At 48.0% G+C, this 15934-nt stretch carries 11 protein-coding genes; 5 read left to right on the top strand and 6 right to left on the bottom strand.

Annotation, left to right across the window (positions count from 1 at the left end; translation table 11 throughout):
- Positions 1–60: 60 nt before the first annotated feature.
- Entirely contained in the window at positions 61–786 is a 726-nt protein-coding gene (locus OH463_RS08330) for a ComF family protein (RefSeq protein WP_029788954.1), read from the bottom strand.
- Between the two features lie 84 nt (positions 787–870).
- Between OH463_RS08330 and bioH the strand changes: the two genes are divergently transcribed.
- Positions 871–1635 (top strand): pimeloyl-ACP methyl ester esterase BioH, encoded by a 765-nt coding sequence (gene bioH / locus OH463_RS08325; protein ID WP_239924079.1) that lies wholly within the window; start codon positions 871–873, stop codon positions 1633–1635.
- Positions 1636–1771: 136 nt separating this feature from the next.
- On the top strand, positions 1772–2236 hold the full coding sequence (locus OH463_RS08320; protein WP_009698973.1) for a hypothetical protein: 465 nt from the start codon (positions 1772–1774) through the stop codon (positions 2234–2236).
- A gap of 103 nt (positions 2237–2339) precedes the next feature.
- On the opposite strand, the gene OH463_RS08315 is transcribed toward OH463_RS08320, so the two are convergent.
- Entirely contained in the window at positions 2340–4661 is a 2322-nt protein-coding gene (locus OH463_RS08315) for a Tex family protein (protein ID WP_269990974.1), read from the bottom strand.
- 209 nt (positions 4662–4870) lie between these two features.
- Between OH463_RS08315 and OH463_RS08310 the strand changes: the two genes are divergently transcribed.
- The gene (locus OH463_RS08310; RefSeq protein ID WP_009698971.1) at positions 4871–6754 is read left to right on the top strand and encodes a putative ATP-dependent zinc protease; all 1884 of its coding nucleotides are present in this window, start codon (positions 4871–4873) and stop codon (positions 6752–6754) included.
- 72 nt (positions 6755–6826) lie between these two features.
- On the opposite strand, the gene greB is transcribed toward OH463_RS08310, so the two are convergent.
- On the bottom strand, positions 6827–7312 hold the full coding sequence (gene greB, locus OH463_RS08305; RefSeq protein ID WP_005448472.1) for a transcription elongation factor GreB: 486 nt from the start codon (positions 7310–7312) through the stop codon (positions 6827–6829).
- Positions 7313–7823: 511 nt separating this feature from the next.
- Between greB and ompR the strand changes: the two genes are divergently transcribed.
- Entirely contained in the window at positions 7824–8543 is a 720-nt protein-coding gene (gene ompR, locus OH463_RS08300) for an osmolarity response regulator transcription factor OmpR (protein ID WP_005430151.1), read from the top strand.
- 125 nt (positions 8544–8668) lie between these two features.
- Positions 8669–9961, top strand: a complete 1293-nt coding sequence (gene envZ, locus OH463_RS08295; RefSeq protein ID WP_005448471.1) for a two-component system sensor histidine kinase EnvZ — start codon at positions 8669–8671, stop codon at positions 9959–9961.
- A gap of 78 nt (positions 9962–10039) precedes the next feature.
- Here envZ and OH463_RS08290 read toward each other — a convergent pair whose 3' ends face one another.
- The 3 genes from OH463_RS08290 to recG all read right to left on the bottom strand — a co-directional run bounded on the left by OH463_RS08290 (position 10040) and on the right by recG (position 15932).
- Complete coding sequence (locus OH463_RS08290; RefSeq protein ID WP_050922472.1) at positions 10040–11431, bottom strand: uracil-xanthine permease family protein; 1392 nt, start codon at positions 11429–11431, stop codon at positions 10040–10042.
- A gap of 252 nt (positions 11432–11683) precedes the next feature.
- Positions 11684–13645, bottom strand: coding sequence for a S9 family peptidase (locus tag OH463_RS08285; RefSeq protein WP_269990973.1), 1962 nt, complete (start codon positions 13643–13645; stop codon positions 11684–11686).
- A gap of 205 nt (positions 13646–13850) precedes the next feature.
- Positions 13851–15932: an ATP-dependent DNA helicase RecG gene (gene recG / locus OH463_RS08280; protein WP_050939261.1), complete on the bottom strand. Its 2082-nt coding sequence runs from the start codon at positions 15930–15932 to the stop codon at positions 13851–13853.
- Between the last annotated feature and the right edge of the window lie 2 nt (positions 15933–15934).

Genomic DNA, 15934 nt, shown 5'->3' with positions numbered 1-15934 from the left:
ATTCTACTCCTGTTGACGCCTCGGTCTAGTCTTTTTGATGCTAAGACATGGCGAAGCGATCTAGATTGAGCCGGGGGCAGGAGTTCTGCAGATGCAGTAAATATCGATGCTTTCTACGCCAACTTCAAGTAGTAAATGACATAATTGTCGGACCGTACTACCTGTTGTAACCACATCATCCACAATCGCGACGTGGGAAAAGTCCACCTCACCTTGTAGGGCAAATGCCCCTTGCAGATTTTGCTCGCGACTGGCTTTTTTGTTTCCTCGCTGCGACTGAGCGCTTTTGACACGTTTAAATACCTTGCTTTCATATCGCACATCTAAATGGCGGGCGAGGTGTTTGGTTAAGATATGGCTCTGATTGAAGCCTCGTTTTATGTAGCGCTGCCAGTGAACGGGCACGCTGGTGATGACGGGGGCAGGCTGCTCAATTCGTTCTGCTAATAGTTGAGTAAGCGTACTCACCTGCCATGCCTCGCCGTGATCTTTAAAGCGCTGTACTTGTTGAGAGAGCGGAAAGTCATAGTCACCTAAGGTATACAAACGCCGCCATGGTGGTGGCTCTTTCAAGCATTCTCCGCACTCTGCGGAGGATTGTGATTCCTCTTCTGTCATTTTTAAACCACAACGTGAGCAGCGTTTGATTGGTGTGAGGTGGTCAAAACAGCTGTCACACCAACGCATTAGGTTGGGCGTTTGGCGGTGAGGTATGGGAAATCGGCATAATCCGCATTGGCTACTGAGTACGCGATGCATGATGTTTTGCCATTGATGAGATAACATACAATCCATCCAAGGTGAGCGAGCCATCAGACTAAAGCTTGGATTGCGTTGTAAGGAATAAGATAAGTAGGAGAGAACGAGAGCATGAGCACGAATTTACACTGGCAGTCATTTGGTCAAGGACCAGATTTGGTGTTGCTTCATGGTTGGGGTATGAATGGTGCGGTATGGCAGCAGACCGTCGAGTCTCTTCAACCTTATTTCCGAGTGCATGTGGTCGATCTTCCGGGGTACGGATACAGCGCAGAATCTCACGCTGAAGATTTAGCAAAAATCGCTGACCTTGTTTTGCAAGACGCACCAGAGAAAGCAGTTTGGCTTGGCTGGTCATTAGGTGGCTTGGTGGCAACCCACATTGCACTTAATGCTCCGCAACGTGTGAGCAAGTTAATCACGGTAGCAAGTTCACCAAAATTTGCTGCTGAGCGTCCTTGGCGTGGTATTCAACCTAACGTGTTAACCGCATTCACCGATCAATTGCTGGAAGACTTCTCTGTCACTATTGAGCGTTTTATGGCGCTGCAAGCGATGGGCAGTCCGTCAGCACGCAAAGACGTTAAACAACTCAAACAAGCGGTGCTATCGCGTCCGCAGCCGAACCCTGATTCGTTGTTGGTTGGTTTGAACATTCTTGCCGATGTGGATCTGCGCGATGCGCTGACTTCCCTTTCTATGCCGATGCTGCGCCTTTATGGTCGACTTGATGGCTTAGTGCCAATCAAAGTGGCAAGTGACTTAAGCGAGCAGTTGCCAAGCACTCAGCAGTTTGTTTTCAATCAATCCTCTCATGCGCCGTTCATGACCGAACATGAAGCGTTTTGTCTCCAAGTGAGAGAATTTGCCGCTTAACGGTTAGGCCTGCACATCTAAACGAATAAAACTCCTAAAGCTGATTAAAAATTGGTCGATATAAGTTTTAGCGAACTTTTCTTGTGGGAGGAGTTTGCTGTATTGACGAGTTGGGCGACTCTGAGGAGGGTTCGCAATGATTGTGTCACCGGCTAACGTTAGCGTGCCACTGATCGCCCCATCCGTTAATGTGCAGACGGAACAAGCTGCTCGTGACAATAAAGTCCGAGAACCTGTGACGCCAACAGTCGCACTGGCGAAAACCAATGCGGAGCGCAAAGTAAAAAGTGATGAGAAACGGCGACGCCAATCCTCGTGGGACCCATCGGAGCATCCTGACTACGAAGTGGAACCCGAGGTGGATACCCGTTATCACGAAGAACCGAAAGACACGCTAGAACGTCTTTTCGGTTTGCTAGCGCTCAAGAGTTACAGCGAAGATCAGGGTAAGGGCTACGCGATACGCTTTCGATTACCTAAGCGCATTTTGGATGCTGCGGTCAAAGAGGGATTGATGGAAAAGCGCAGGAAGGTGATTAAGTTTCATTATGGTCACTCGGTCGCGCCCCATACACCGTCAGAAGTGATAGCAGTATTATGACGACTCAATATCCTACTCAAATAAAAACGCTCCGAGCAGATTACCTGACCGGAGCGTTTCTTTTTAGCTATGAAAACGAGCTAGCGGTGAAGCCTAGGCGAGATTACTTTTTCGCTTTAGCAAACGCTGCTGCAAAAGCACCGCCCATCGCGCTGTTAGATGACGAGTCATCACGGCGAGGCTGACGACGTTGCGGTTGGCCATTACGACGCGGTGCTGCTGATGAGCGTTGGCTGCGGTTGTCTTGACCCGGCTCGTCGTTCATACGCATCGATAAACCAATACGCTTGCGCTGCACGTCCACTTCCATCACTTTTACTTTAACGATGTCGCCCGCCTTCACCACTTCGCGTGGATCAGACACAAAGCGGTCTGTCAGTGCAGAGATATGTACGAGACCATCTTGGTGAACGCCGATATCAACAAAGGCACCGAAGTTGGCTACGTTAGACACCACGCCTTCTAGAATCATGCCTGGTTCCAAGTCAGATACCGAGTTTACGCCTTCTGCAAACGTCGCCGTTTTGAATTCTGGACGCGGGTCACGACCCGGCTTATCTAGCTCTTTGATGATGTCTGTAATGGTTGGCACACCGAAGTTATCGTCGGTGTAATCGACCGCATGCAGACCTTTTAGGAAGCTTGAATCACCAATCAGTGCTTTGATGTCTTTGTTGTTCTTCTCAGAGATCGCTTTTACCACTGGGTACGCTTCTGGGTGAACCGCAGACGCATCAAGAGGGTTCTTACCATCCATAATACGTAGGAAACCTGCACACTGCTCGAACGCTTTAGGACCCAAGCGAGGCACTTTCTTCAAGGTCGTACGTGCTTCGAAACGACCGTTTTCATCACGGAAGTCGACAATGTTCTGCGCGATGGTGCTCGACAAGCCCGCTACGCGCGTCAGTAGCGCTGCAGAAGCGGTATTCACGTCTACGCCGACCGCGTTTACACAGTCTTCCACAATCGCATCTAGGCGTTTTGCCAGCATAGATTGGCTAACATCATGCTGGTACTGACCCACGCCAATTGATTTAGGATCGATTTTCACTAGCTCAGCCAGTGGGTCTTGCAGGCGACGGGCAATCGACACCGCACCACGCAGAGACACGTCCATATTTGGGAATTCTTTTGCTGCAAGCTCAGACGCTGAGTAAACCGATGCTCCCGCTTCACTCACGATGATTTTCTGAACTTTCAAGTTGCCACGTTTGATGACGTCCGCGACAAAGCTGTCGGTTTCACGTGAAGCCGTGCCGTTGCCGATCGCAATTAAATCCACATTGTACTTGCGTACCAACTGATCAACGATTTGTGCTGATTTGTCGTATTGCTTTTGTGGTGGGTGAGGGTAGATGGTTTCGGTTGCAAGCACCTTACCAGTCGGATCGACAATAGCGATCTTCGAGCCTGTACGCAGACCCGGATCGAGACCAAGTGTTGCGCGAGGACCTGCCGGTGCTGCCATCAACAAGTCTTTTAGGTTAGTGGCAAATACTTCAATCGCTTCGATTTCTGCGCGCTCTTTCATTGCGCCCATTAACTCGGTTTCCATGTGCATCGATACTTTGATGCGCCATGCCCAGCTGATCACTTGCTTACGCCACGTATCCGCAGGTGCGCTGCTAAGTGTCACGCCGTAGTGGTCAGCGATAATCGTTTCGCAGTAAGACTGACGCGCGCCTTCTTCCTGTTCTGGATCGGCATTCATTGCCAATGTCAGGAAGCCTTCGTTACGACCACGTAGCATTGCCAGTGCGCGGTGCGATGGTACTTTGCTTAATGGTTCGTTGTGGTTGAAGTAATCTTTAAACTTCTCACCTTCTTGCTCTTTGCCTTCAACGACGCGAGCACCCATTTCCGCATTGCGGTTTAGGTGACCACGGATTTTCTCCAGTAGGTTTGCGTCTTCCGCGATGCGTTCCATGATGATTGCGCGAGCGCCATCCAGTGCGGCTTTGGTGTCTGCCACGCCTTTGTCTGCATCAAGGTATTTGCTTGCTTCGCTTTCTGGCTCAGTTTGCGGATGATTCCAAAGCTGGTCTGCAAGTGGCTCAAGACCCGCTTCAATCGCGATCTGACCTTTGGTGCGACGCTTTGGTTTGTAAGGTAAGTACAAGTCTTCAAGACGAGTTTTGCTGTCTGCCTGAGTGATCTCTTGTTCTAGCTCTGGTGTAAGTTTGCCTTGTTCTTGGATCGACTTCAGGATGGTTTGACGACGATCATCAAGCTCACGAAGGTAAGACAGACGGCTGTCTAGAGTACGCAGTTGGGTATCATCAAGTCCGCCTGTTACCTCTTTACGGTAACGTGCAATAAATGGGACCGTGTTACCGTCATCGATAAGGGTTACAGCAGCGTTGACTTGCTCAGGGCGAACATTCAGCTCTTGAGCAATCATGCGACAGATAGCTTGGCTCATCCGTGTATTCTCTTTAATTCTGTTTAGGTATTGGTTGTGTATAGAACATTGGGGTCATTCATGGAATTTGCAATGTTTTAAACTAGTCACGCGAAAATTTACCGAGCGCTGGTGGACATCAGTCAGATTTGTGTCAAAACTGTAAGTAAATTGAGAACTTATACATTTGGTTATCGACTAACCCTGTACCTTAGCTCATACGGAAAATAATGATGAAGAAAATGTCTTTGGCTTTGGCGCTCTCTGGTGCCTTATTGGCGACGCCGCTCGCTTGGTCGCAAACACTTTCCGCGACCACTCAAAATCCGATTTACCAACTTGATGATAAAGTCGTATTGGGGCGAGTAGAGAGTGTTTACTACAGCGAAATTCCTGAGCTAAGCGATGTGCCTTTTATCGGTAAGATTGATACCGGTGCAGATACCACCTCAATGCACGCAGAAAACATCCACGTTAGCAGTAGTAATCCTGAATACAAGAGCCTTAAAGATGACAAGCTGATGTGGGCCATCATTGATGATCTTGGCGGCACCAAAGCCAAATGGGATGCCGATAGCTTCGAGCCGTATCAAGTCACCGTGAGCTTCACTATTCATCATCCGTACACAGGTAAAGAAATTAAGATCACTGATGATCTTGAACGCATCAGTGCGATCCGTAGTCGTACCAGTGAAAAACCAATTTTACGTCCGACAGTGAAAATGCCGATGACCATTGCAGGGCACACTGTAGACACTGTGGTCAACCTGACCAAGCGCACTCAATTCTCAGCACCTATCTTGATTGGTAAGACTTACCTCGATAACAACGCGTGGGTGTTTGCTGGTTACGATTACCTACAAGAGCAACAAAAGGCGCAGATGATCGGCAAGAAAGAAACGGTGGAAGTGGAGGGGGTGCCATACAAGGTAAGCATTTCGACCACCAGTCGTTACACCAACGTACATGCGCTGAACATCAAAGTCGATAAGAAGAAAAAACAAGTTTCTTTCACCCTTGAAGGCGAAAACGGTAAGCGTCACCCAATGACATTGCCACTCGTGCGTATGTTGAAAACCAGCAAGAGTGAGCGCCCTTTGGTTTACCTTCCGGTGCAAGTGAGCGAAACCGAGACGCAACAATGGCTGGTATACCTGCGTGATCGCAGCGGCTTCAGCTCACAAATCCGTCTGGGCAAAGACGTGGCAAGCCAGCACTTCGTGATCGATACCGACAAAGAGAACTTGCTCGGTGGTGTTGAAAAGTCATTTAAGAATGCTCTGAAATCTAAGCCATTGGTTATCTCACCAGAAGAGTCAGTCAACATTGATGGTCATGTACTGCCTGCGTATCCAACTTTCGCGGTGAAAACGCCGCTGTTGCGTGTCGATGGCTTTGAATTGACGGAAAAAGACAAGAAAGAAGTGGTGACCTTCTACCTGCCAAGCGCGAACGGCAAGGAAGAGAAAATCACTAAACGCGTATTGAAGAAGCTCAAAGTGGGGGATTCGGTTCGCCCAGTCGTCGAAGGTGACTTCCTGTTTGGTGATGAAGAGAAGAGTATCGAATTTGCCATTGATGTACTGGAGAAAGACGATCAAGCACAGCCGTTCTTTGTCTTTGGGCATAACATGGCGAAAGGCGGCGTATTGCTAAATACACGTGCAGACCACTTACTAGATGCGCGCCCGTTGTTTAGAGCGGGCCACATTGAGGTGGCGGAAGTGGAAGGCATGTCTTTCCCTGTGAAATTGGATACGGGCGCGGATGTGAGCTCAATTAATGCTCATAACATCAAGCAGTTCGAGAAAGATGGTAAAGACATGGTGAGCTTCACCTACGAGAACGACAGCGGCATGAAGAAAGAATTTACCAAGCCCGTTGTCGACGTGATGCGCATCAAAGCCAAGAAAGGTGAGAAAGCCAACGTACGCCCTGTGGTGGAAATGCACGTTAAGCTGGGCGAACTAGAGAAGAAGATTCGCGTTAACTTGCAAGATCGTAGCCGCTTCCATTACAGCATGATTCTAGGTAAGAACTTCTTGAAGCACGGTGCGATCGTTGCCAGCGATACCAACTACATTGTGACCGAGAAGCCAGACTACGAAGAGTAATCCTCAAGATTGGTACCTTAAAACGCAAAAGCCGTACTAAAAAGTGCGGCTTTCTTTTATCCGGTCGCAGAATCAATGTTCTTCGGCTTGGTAGCGAATGCTGTTGATAAACCATTCTTTGTAGCCTTCCGGCGTTCTTACTGCGAATTCGTCATCGACTTCTTTTTTTAGTAGTGCACGAGCCATTGGGGAATCAATCGAGATATAGCCTTTCGCATCACCATAGATTTCATCAGGACCAACGATGCGGAAATTCTTCACATCGCCCGCTTCATTCTCAATTTCCACCCAAGCACCAAAGAACACTTTGCCTTCTTGCTGAGGTGAGTAATCCACCACTTTGACTTGCTCTAGGCGCTTACGTAAGTATCTGACACGGCGGTCAATTTCACGCAGGCGTTTTTTGTTGTACTGATAATCTGCGTTTTCGCTTCGGTCGCCCAAACTTGCTGCCCAAGTAACTTTTTTGGTGACTTCTGGGCGTTCTTCTCGCCATAAAAAGTCGAGTTCGGTTTTTAGGCGATTGTAGCCTTCACGGGTAATTAAATTGGTTTTCATTAGAAGTAAATCAGCCGTTATTGGATTCTGTTGATCATATACCCAAGTAACCTCAAGATGCTAGGTTCAGCGAGAATGACTTGGTTTGTAGACGCGGCGGCGATTTAAAGGTCTAGTGGGCCTAAATCAAGAATCGGCAACAAAGTATACAAGCCAAGAGCCTTACTATTTGTAAAGAGTGCCCTTCGGGAGCGTGTAATTGACCCGCTTTTATTATTAAACCAATGGCTGCGTCAAACAACTTGGGAAGAGCTGGCTATTACACTGCGTTGTTTTCCTTGACCTCGAATCAATGACAGCGCTCTGAATCCTGTATCTTGATGTCACTTGGGTATAGCAGCCTTGATTTTGTCTGACTGTAAATTGTTGTGGTGAGAAGAAAAATAATGCGAAACGTCGAAATAAATCATCAAAACCGTGGCTAAGATAAAAAGAGTAACAATTTGCACAAGCACGTTTGAAAAAACAGTGATACATTTTTGACTATAGATGCCTCTGAAAGGATGTTTCAATGCAGGAAAATCATAAAATATTAGTGGTTGATGACGATGCTCGTTTGCGTGCTCTTTTGGAGCGTTACCTTTCTGAGCAAGGTTTTCAGGTGAGAAGTGTCGCTAACGGCGAGCAGATGGATCGTCTTCTGACCCGTGAAAACTTCCACCTTATGGTGCTGGATTTAATGTTGCCGGGCGAAGATGGCTTATCGATTTGTCGTCGTCTACGTCACGCCAACAACATGCTGCCTATCCTTATGCTGACGGCGAAAGGCGATGAAGTTGATCGTATCGTTGGTCTTGAAGTAGGTGCAGACGATTACTTACCAAAGCCGTTCAACCCGCGTGAACTGCTAGCTCGTATTAAAGCAGTACTTCGCCGCCAAACGGTTGAACTGCCAGGTGCGCCAAGCACGGAAGAGAAAGTGGTTGAGTTCGGTGACTTCCGTCTGAACCTCGGTACGCGTGAAATGTTCCGTGGTGATGAAGCGATGCCATTGACGTCGGGTGAATTCGCAGTGCTGAAAGCGCTTGTGACCAACGCTCGTGAGCCGATGTCGCGCGATAAGCTGATGAATATGGCTCGTGGTCGTGAATACTCAGCGATGGAGCGTTCTATCGACGTTCAAATCTCGCGTCTACGCCGTATGCTAGAGGATGATCCAAGCAAGCCGCGCTACATCCAAACGGTATGGGGCTTAGGTTACGTGTTCGTCCCAGACGGCAAAGAAGCGTAATTATCTCTAAGGTCTGCCGATAATACTCGGCTGCTCATATTCCACCCTCAAACCCCCTTCCTGTTTGAGGGCTGGAAACTCGCAATTAATGTTGTTCACTAGGAACAGTCCATTAGGAACTCTCCATGCGAATCCGAAGTTCATTTACACAATCCATTCTGCTGTTCATCTCTTTGCTTCTCGCTAGCCAAGTCTTTTCTTACTACGCCGTTTTTAACTACGCGTTGATGCCAAGTTTGCAGCAGTTCAACAAAATTCTCGCTCACGAATTGAATCTAGTGCTCGATGAAGATGGTTTACTCAAGTCCGATGCGCCACTCCGTCATCAACTGCTGGAAAACTTGGGCGTGACGGTACATAGCGTCGATAGCGAGATGATGAATGAGTTCAATCATGCGATGTCGATTGATTTGATGTCGGAAGAGATGACGCAAGAGCTCGGTTCTCCAACGGAAGTGCGTTTGCTGCTTGGCAGTGAAAGCTACATTCTGTGGATGCGTATCGATCAGTTGCCGAACTCCATCATCCGTATTCCGCTCTCTGAACTGCAAGAAGAAGATTTTGCTCCGCTGTTCCGTAACAGCTTGATCATGGCGCTTCTGATCATTGCTGGTGGCTGGTTGTTTATCCGCTTGCAAAACCGACCTTTGATTGCGCTAGAAAAAGCCGCGAAAGGAGTAGGTCGAGGTGAAATTCCGCCGCCATTGCCAGAGAAAGGTGCTTCAGAAATCCGCTCTGTAACTCGCGCATTCAACCAGATGTCGAAAGGCATTCAAGAACTGGAAGAAGATCGTGCGCTACTGATGGCTGGCATCAGCCACGACTTACGCACGCCACTGACGCGTATTCGCCTTGCGACAGAAATGATGTCACCTGAAGACAGTTACTTAGCCGAAGGCATCATCAGTGATACCGAAGAGTGTAACGAGATCATCAGTCAGTTTATGGACTACCTCAAGCCAGTAAATAAAGAGTCGTTTGAGCAGGTGGACATCAATACCATTACCAGCGATGTAGCAACGTCGGAAGGGGGTTATGAAGTCGAAATCGAAACTGACCTCAATCCTACGATGCCAACCGCGAAAGGCAGTCCAATCGCGATTAAACGCGCGGTGAGTAACCTTGTGGTCAATGCTCTGCGATACGGCAATGGCTGGGTGAAAATCAGTACAGGTGTCACCGCCGACAAACAGTTGGTGTGGGTTTGCGTTGAAGACAATGGTCCAGGCATTGAGCAATCGCAAATTGCACGCTTGTTTGAACCTTTTACTCGTGGTGATACTGCTCGTGGCAGTGAAGGGACTGGATTGGGCTTAGCCATTGTGAAGCGTATCGTCAGCCAACATTCTGGTTCGGTTGTGGTACGTAACCGCAGTGAAGGCGGGTTAAGCGCACAAATCAGTTTCCCAACCAAGTAAGCTTTCTTCGCCCAATTGATTCCAATAAAAAAGCCCAACCAAAGTTTGGTTGGGCTTTCCGATCATCCTAGTGCAAGATTAGGATTCTTTTATCTCTTGAGCAACCAGCTCGTCTTCTTCTTCCAATTTCTCTGGAAGCAGTAGGTTCAATACGATAGCGGTGATGCCGCCTGCTGCCACACCTGTCGAGAAAATGCTCTTGATAAACTCAGGCATGAATTGCAGAATTTCAGGTTTTTGTGCAATGCCTAAACCCATCGAGAACGACAGTGCCATGATTAGGATTGCGCGGCGATCGAGGTCGACACGAGAGATGATGCGTACGCCCGCTGCGGCAATGGTGCCGAACATCACGATAGTCGCGCCGCCCAGAACTGGCTCAGGAATCAGCTGAACAAAGCTTGCCACGCCCGGGAACAGCCCCAGAATCACCAACATGCCTGAGATGAAGTAACCCACATAACGGCTTGCTACACCAGTGAGCATGATGATGCCGTTGTTTTGGCTAAAGGTAGAGTTTGGGAAGCTGTTGAATACTGCTGCAATCGCTGAGTTCAGACCATCAGCTAATACGCCGCCTTTGATGCGCTTCATGTAAACCGGACCTTTCACTGGCTCACCGGAAACTTCAGACGTTGCGGTGATGTCACCAATTGCTTCTAGTGCCGTAATGAAGAAAATCAGAACCAGTGGAATAAACAGCGACCAGTCGAAGCTCAAGCCGTATTGCATTGGGATCGGCAGTGCGATGAGGTCAGTTTCGCCCAGTGTTGAAGTGTCGACCATGCCCATGAAGTACGCCATGACGTAGCCAACCAGCATTGCAATTACAATTGATGCAACACGTAGGTATGGGTTCTTTGAGCGGTTAAGGATTACGATCAAGCCAAGTACTGTGCCAGCGAGAGCTAACTTGTCTAGGCTACCGAAAGAGCCATCGCCCATTGCAGCATAGCCTCCGCCCATTGATACCAAACCCACTTGGATAAGCGTCAGACCGATAAGCGTCACGACGATGCCAGATACCAATGGCGTGATGATGCGGCGTGCGTGTTCTAAAACGCGAGATAGCAGGATTTCTGCAAAAGACGCGACCAAGATAGTACCGAAAATCGCTGCCATCATGGTGCTAATGTCCGCGCCGCCGGCTTTGAGAGAAAGACCCGCACCAATGATTGGACCAAGGAAGTTGAAGCTGGTGCCTTGCACTGAAAGTAAGCCAGAGCCGATAGGACCAAAGGTACGAATTTGAATAAAGGAAGACACGCCAGATGCAAACAGCGACATGCTGATGATGGTGTTGGTTTGGTCAGCAGGCACACCCAAAGACTGACAAATGATCAGAGAAGGGGTGATAACGGCTACGAACATCGCCAATAAGTGCTGAAGTGCAGCAAAAATGGTCTGAGGTAGTGGTGGGCGATCGTTTAACTGATAGACCAGTTCCGAAGTTCGGTTTGAAGTTGTCATGTTTGTCTCGCTAGTCGCAATAATTCTTGCCCCAGAGCTCGCTGAATGGGAGTGCTGGGTGGAGTTGACGTTATGACCTGTGATTGCTGTTAATCAGTGTCAACTCAGGTTGGTTTGATGTGACAAGGTGCACACCATAAATTTTGAGCGCGATTATAGAGGGATTTATTCAAAAAGCAAACGTTTGCTTTGAGCTGAAAAGAAAAGGCGATAACGGAATGGTTATCGCCTTTAAGGTTTTACTTTGGGAGTTTAGTTTTTTAAGTGTTTATCGAAGAACTCACCAATTTGAGTAAGGTACTTGGCTTGGTGCTCATCATTATAAAATCCGTGCCCTTCATCGCCGATCACCATTGTTTTGTGCGGATAATTGATCGCTTTGAGCGCTTCCACTAAGGCGTCAAATTGTTCAATTGGTGCTCGTTCATCTTTGGCTCCGTGGACCAACATAATGTCTGCTTTTAGCTTGTCGACATGATGAACGGGTGACATGGATTGAAGCTCTTTCTTATCACGACCGATCACTTCTTCTAGATAGTTAACGCCTGACTTGCGGTCTTTTACGTCGCCTTCAGTGTAAAGCATTTCAAGGTCATAGACGCCAAAGCTGCCTACTGCACACTGGAACAGATCCGGTTCGACGATGGCACTTTGAAGCGCACTATAGCCACCAAAGCTACCGCCAGAAATACAGATACGATCGGCATCGGCAATACCTTGCTTGATGATATGGCGAGTGGCATCAATGATGTCGTACTGAATATTGGTACCCCATTTACGGTATCCAAGTTCTTCAAAATTATCTCCAAAGCCACCACTACCACGGAAGTTGATTTGCAGAACAGCATAGCCCTTTTGAGCTAAGAACTGGTTCTCTGGATTGAATTCCCACCAGTCACGCGGTCCGTGAGGTCCACCGTGCGGGTTCACAATCAAAGGTAGGTCCTTTTCCGCTTTACCCGGTGGAAGTGTTAGCAAGGCATTGATTTCCTGCCCGTCTCTTGCCGTGAAAGCAAATGGACGAACTTCTGCCATTTTTTTCGGGTCGTGCCATTTCTGTGCAGAGAAGAGGTATCGACCTTCGACAGGATCGGTGTTGAATAGGTAATAATCGCCGGGATTACGGTCATTAAATGCCAGAGCAATGAATTTATCGCCATTTTCTGTTTGGCTAAGAATACGGACTTGATGACCTTCAAATGTCGCCAGTAGTTGCTTCAACTGCTTGCTCAGCGGGTGCTTGTCGTCCACGAAGGCATAGGTTGGATAGTCTTTTTCATATTCAATGGCGTACAGTTGCTTGGATTGCTGATCAAGCCAAAAGTTATGTGGTGAAACCTTTTCGCCAGCAACCACTTCTTTGTATTTTCCTGTTTTTAAATCAACATGGTAAATCGCTTGGGGTGAGCCGTCTTTACTTGCAGCGGCATAAATCGAATGGTTGTTTTCGGCGAAGGAAATGGGGGTTAGTTCTTCTAAATTGAGTTTGTCTAATGTCGCGATGGATTGCCACTTGTTGCCATTGCGATAGAAAGACTTGAGTTTGAGATCATCACCAGAGCCCGTTACAAAACCGACTTGGTTATCATGGTTAACTAGGAAATAGCTATTTCTGATAGGGGCGGACATCTGCTTGGTCGCGCGACCGTTGTAGACATTGACTTTGTAGACGTCTTTTTCCTCTTCCATGTCAAATGAGCGGTTGTATGGAATCGCAGCAATCAGCATGTGCTTTTCGTCATTTGGCATTGGGTCTAACATGATGCCGAAGGCGCGAGTGGCTTTGCCTCGTTTAGAAACGCTGCTGCCGCTTTGTGGTGGTTGAGGACCGAACAGGTAGGCGGTTTTAGAACCGTCGACATTCGCGGCAACAAATTCACCTGTGGGTGAGGGTTGAGTAAACCAGCCCGTGAAGGTTTCTTTTGAAGCGACAACGCGCTCATTGTTGACCCAGTAATAATCGGCTACTTGCTCGTTGTCTGGGAATCGAAGCATGTTGGTTGGCTTCATTGTTTGTGCGTCGAGAATGACCAGCGCATCTTTACCATCCACTTTGGATTCGACCCCAAGGTATTTACCATCAGGGGAGAGTTTTGGGTTAAAAAAGCTCGACCCTTTAGCGAACAATTTCGCCATGTCTGAGGTGTCAGCAAATGCTGAACCACTACTTAGAATAAAGGCTGAAGCCAACAGCCCAAGGCAGGTACTCTTCATTTCTACTCCTTGAAACGTATTTATTATAAGAGTGGAGGTTAGTGGTAGCGCTTAACTAACCTAGCCGAGAGCACAACGCATCTATGTGTTGTGTTAATAAAACGTTATTGATTTTACATATTTAAAATCAATAGAATAGGAATTTAGATGTGATTTAGTTATCGAATTGGTGAAAGAAACGTCTTACTTCTAAGGCGCAGCCCGTTTACGCCTTAGAATAAATGTCACGCTCGCCTAACCAACGGTCAATAATTGCGGTCGCATTCGTTGGGTAGTTGTCATGAATGTAACGTGCAATGCGTTGAACTTCTGGAATTAAGCGCTGATCTCGCACTAAGTCGGCAATTTTAAAATCTGCCAAGCCAGTTTGTTTGGTACCAAGAAGCTCACCCGGTCCACGAATCTCTAAGTCTTTCTGTGCAATCACGAAGCCGTCGTTGCTTTCACGTAATACGCCTAAACGTTTTTGGGCGGTTTTTGATAGTGGCGAGTGATACAGCAACACACAATGGCTCGCCACTGAACCTCGACCAACACGACCTCTAAGCTGGTGCAACTGAGCTAAACCTAAACGCTCTGGGTTCTCGATGATCATCAGGCTGGAATTGGGTACGTCTACGCCTACCTCAATCACTGTCGTTGCGACCAGTAAATGCAGCTTGTTGTCTTTGAAATCCTGCATCACCGCTTGCTTCTCAGCGGGCTTCATTCGTCCGTGCACTAGACCAATTTTTACGTCAGGCAGTTTACGTTGCAGCTCTTCTGCAGTGTCGGCAGCAGCTTGAGCCTCCAAGACTTCGGACTCATCAATCAAGGTACATACCCAATACGCTTGTTTGCCTTCGTTTAAGCAGGCATTGCGCACTCGTTCGACGATATCATCGCGTTTGGTGTCTGGAATTGCGACCGTCTGGATTGGTGTTCGACCCGGTGGTAACTCATCAATCACCGACGTTTCTAAGTCGGCATAAGCAGTCATGGCTAATGTTCGCGGAATTGGCGTTGCTGTCATGATGAGCTGATGTGGATAAGCGCCTTGTTTTGCACCTTTCTCGCGTAGCTCTAAGCGCTGGTGGACACCAAAGCGGTGCTGTTCATCAATAATGACCAAAGCAAGATGATGAAACTCAACATGCTCTTGGAAAAGGGCGTGAGTGCCCACGACCATTTGCGCTTCACCACTGGCAATACGCGCCAATTCGGCTTCTTTGGCTTTACCTTTTAATTTGCCCGCCAGCCAACCGACTTGAATGCCCATTTTCTCAAACCAATTAGCGAAGTTAATCGCGTGCTGTTCGGCGAGCAGCTCGGTCGGTGCCATTAAAGCGACTTGATAGCCGTGTTCAATGGCTCTGACGGCAGCAAGCGCAGCAACTAGAGTTTTCCCCGAGCCTACGTCACCTTGAACAAGGCGCATCATTGGGTGCGTTTTTTCCAAATCGGCTTCAATTTCTTTAACGACTCGTGCTTGAGCATTCGTCGGCGAGAAGGGCAATTGAGCCAGTAGTTGCTTTTTCAGCGAGTTACACAACGCCAAAGGCAATGCAACGTCCTGTTGTCCTTTGCTGCGCACTGCCAACATAGAGAGGTTCTGCGCCAGTAATTCTTCCATGATCAAACGAATTTGAGCTGGGTGTTTACCTTCATCAAACTCATCCAAATTAATGGTTGGAGGCGGTCGATGAATCGTATGCAATGCTTGCGACATGGTGATCTGGTGATTGTACAAACCGGAAGGCAGCAACTCTTGCACTGCGGCTTTATCGAGGAGTGATAAGGCTTGTTCCGTCAGGTTACGCAAAGTGATTTGACGTAACCCATCGGTGGTTGGATAAACGGGGGTTAAGCTTTGTTCCACATCCGGCTTTTGTTCACTTACATAAAACTTGTAGTCAGGGTGAACAATCTCTAAGCCCATACCACCACGCTTTATTTCACCGTAAGCGTGTACTAACTTACCATTCGAGAAATTGTTCTTCATCGCGGCAGTAAAGTTAAAAAAGCGTAGAGTAATGGTGCCATTGCCGTCGCTGATTTTTACTGTCAGCATTTTGCGTTTGCCGAAAGTAGTATCGACAGCCATGACTTTGCCCTGTACTGCCGCCCAGAGCCCGGCATGCAGCTTGGCTATTGGGTAAATGCGAGTGCGATCTTCGTAACGAAGAGGAAGGTGGAACAGTAGATCTTGAACGCTATGCAAGCCAACTTTGGCGAGTTTTTCTGCGACTTTGGCGCCAACTCCAGACAGAGAGGTTAAAGGAATAGCAGATAACATTTGGGCAGACATAG

This window comes from Vibrio sp. NFR (genome assembly GCF_027587095.1).
Classification (GTDB): domain Bacteria; phylum Pseudomonadota; class Gammaproteobacteria; order Enterobacterales; family Vibrionaceae; genus Vibrio; species Vibrio harveyi.
Note: the sequence above shows the minus strand (reverse complement) of the source record. Positions and strands in the feature narration are given on the sequence as shown.